This window comes from Magnetococcales bacterium, from assembly GCA_015231175.1.
Lineage (GTDB): Bacteria > Pseudomonadota > Magnetococcia > Magnetococcales > DC0425bin3 > HA3dbin3.
This window is the reverse complement of sequence record JADGBZ010000174.1, coordinates 1-2,139: the sequence shown is the minus strand read 5'-3', so window position 1 is coordinate 2,139 and position 2,139 is coordinate 1. Positions and strand designations below refer to the sequence as shown.

Genomic DNA, 2,139 nt, shown 5'->3' with positions numbered 1-2,139 from the left:
CCCTTGACCCGCAAGGGCTCTGCCCTTGACCCGCCAGGGAGCCAGCCCCCTGGACTCCGATTCGCTACCGGGTGTGAACAGTCACCATCTTCTGAATATTTATTGCCGAGAGGTTGGAGAGTTGCCATGCGACACCTGATTACCGGGGGTTCCGGTTTTTTGGGAAACCTGATTGCCCGTCGCTTGTTGGCCCGGGGCGAGCAGGTGCGCATTCTGGATATTTGGGAGGATGCCACCCGGCCCCGGGAGATTGAGTTTGTCAAGTGTGACATTCTTGATCAGGCTGGCGTAGCCGAGGCCATGCGGGGGATGGATGTTGTCCATCACAACGTTGCCTTGGTTCCCCTGACCAAATCCGGGGATCGTTTCCGTCAGGTCAACACCGAGGGAAGCCGACTGGCCGCGGCCATGGCGGCGAAGGCCGGGGTCAAGGCCTTTATCCACATGAGTTCCAGTGCCTTGTATGGCAATCCGCAACAATTGCCCATCACGGCGGCGACGTCCCTGAAACCGGTTGAAATTTATGGCCGTGCCAAACTGGCGGGGGAACAGGCTGTGCAGCAGGTGTGCCGGGACCATGGTTTGCCATTGATCGTCATTCGTCCCCGCACCATTCTGGGCGATGGGCGATTGGGCATTTTCCAGATTCTTTTCGAGTGGATTCGGGAAGGGCGTGATGTCTATACCATTGGCGATGGGCGGGGTTTGTTTCAGTTTGTCCATGCCCATGACCTGATGGATTTTTACATGATCGCCCTCGATGCCGGACGTACCGGTATCTACAACGTTGGGACGGATCGTTTTGGTACCCTGCGGGAGGGGCTGGAGAGTTTGATCCGTTTTGCCGGGACGACATCCCGGGTGCGCGCCTTGCCGGCAGGGTTGACCATTGCCACACTGGGCATTCTGGATGCCTTGCGTCTCTCCCCTCTGGCGCCATGGCACTATTTGACCTATCACAAGCCCTTTCATTTCGATGTCTCCCCGTTGTTGGCCATGGGGTGGAGGCCACGTTACTCCAACGATGAAATGTTCCAGGAGAGTTACACGTGGTTTCAGGACCATTATGACCGGTTGATGGCGGAAAAGGCTGGGGGGGCCCACCGGCGCCCGGTCAAGGAGGCCGTTCTGCGTGTCGTCAAGTGGCTCTCCTAGCCGGCTTGAGGCGATGTTCAACTCCCCCTATGTCCGTTTGTTGCGGCCACGGCAGTGGATCAAGAACAGTTTTGTCCTGGTGGGCCTGCTGTTCGGCGGCCATATGGGAGAGTTTCATTGTTATCTGCCGGTAGGGGTGGTTTTTGTGCTGATTTGTGCCGCTTCGTCTGCGGTCTATGTCTTCAATGATATTGTGGATCGGGAACGGGATCGGTTGCACCCGGTGAAGTGTCTGCGCCCCATCCCCAGCGGGCAGATATCGGTCAGGCAGGCCTCTGGCATCAGCCTGGCGCTGGCTGCTCTGGCCTTGCTGGGAAGCGCCTGGTTGCACACGGGCACCTTGATTTGCATTCTGTTGTATCTTTTAAATAATATTTTATATTCTCTCTGGCTGAAAGATCATCCCCTGTTGGATGTTCTCTCGATTGCATCCGGTTTCATACTGCGCATGCTGGCTGGGGTGTATATTTTGGGCGACCTGCCCACCTCCTGGATTTTGCTCTGCACCTTTTTTCTGACCTTGTTTTTGGGCATTGCCAAGCGCCGGGCGGAGTTGGCCACGGTTTCGATTCAGGGTCACCGGCAGCGGGCGGTACTGGGTAAGTATTCCATGCCCTTTCTCGACATTCTGTTGGGGGCCACGGGAGTCATGACCATGGTCTCCTACGCCCTTTTTACGGCCCTTGGTGGCAAGAGTCATGCGCAGATCCTGACCCTTCCCTTCGTTTTTTATGCTGTTTTTCACTATTTGCGCCTGGTTTTGGTACACAACTATGGCGAGGATCCAGCCGAAGTTTTGCTCAAGGATCCCAGGCTGATCGTGATCATCATGATCTGGCTTGCCTTTTATCTGGCTATCGAGCAGTGGAACCCGGTGTTGTTTCGTTAAAAAAAATCGTAACTATTCAGTACCCTTTCAAAAAAAGCCAGGATATGAAAGCCTTTGTCAGGGCTTCGCCCCGAACCCCACCAGGACTCTGTCCT

At 55.6% G+C, this 2,139-nt stretch carries 2 protein-coding genes; both read left to right on the top strand.

The window, feature by feature from the left end; all coding sequences use genetic code 11:
• Positions 1-126: 126 nt before the first annotated feature.
• Positions 127-1,155: an NAD-dependent epimerase/dehydratase family protein gene (locus HQL63_16305; protein ID MBF0178384.1), complete on the top strand. Its 1,029-nt coding sequence runs from the start codon at positions 127-129 to the stop codon at positions 1,153-1,155.
• On the top strand, positions 1,133-2,044 hold the full coding sequence (locus HQL63_16300) for a UbiA prenyltransferase family protein (protein MBF0178383.1): 912 nt from the start codon (positions 1,133-1,135) through the stop codon (positions 2,042-2,044). Before HQL63_16305 ends, HQL63_16300 begins: the two co-directional genes overlap by 23 nt.
• Positions 2,045-2,139: the final 95 nt, after the last annotated feature.

What these genes read in the sequence shown, in the direction of transcription:
- HQL63_16305 (MBF0178384.1), top strand. Translation starts at nt 127, where the DNA reads ATGCGACACCTGATTACCGGGGGTTCCGGTTTTTTGGGAAACCTGATT.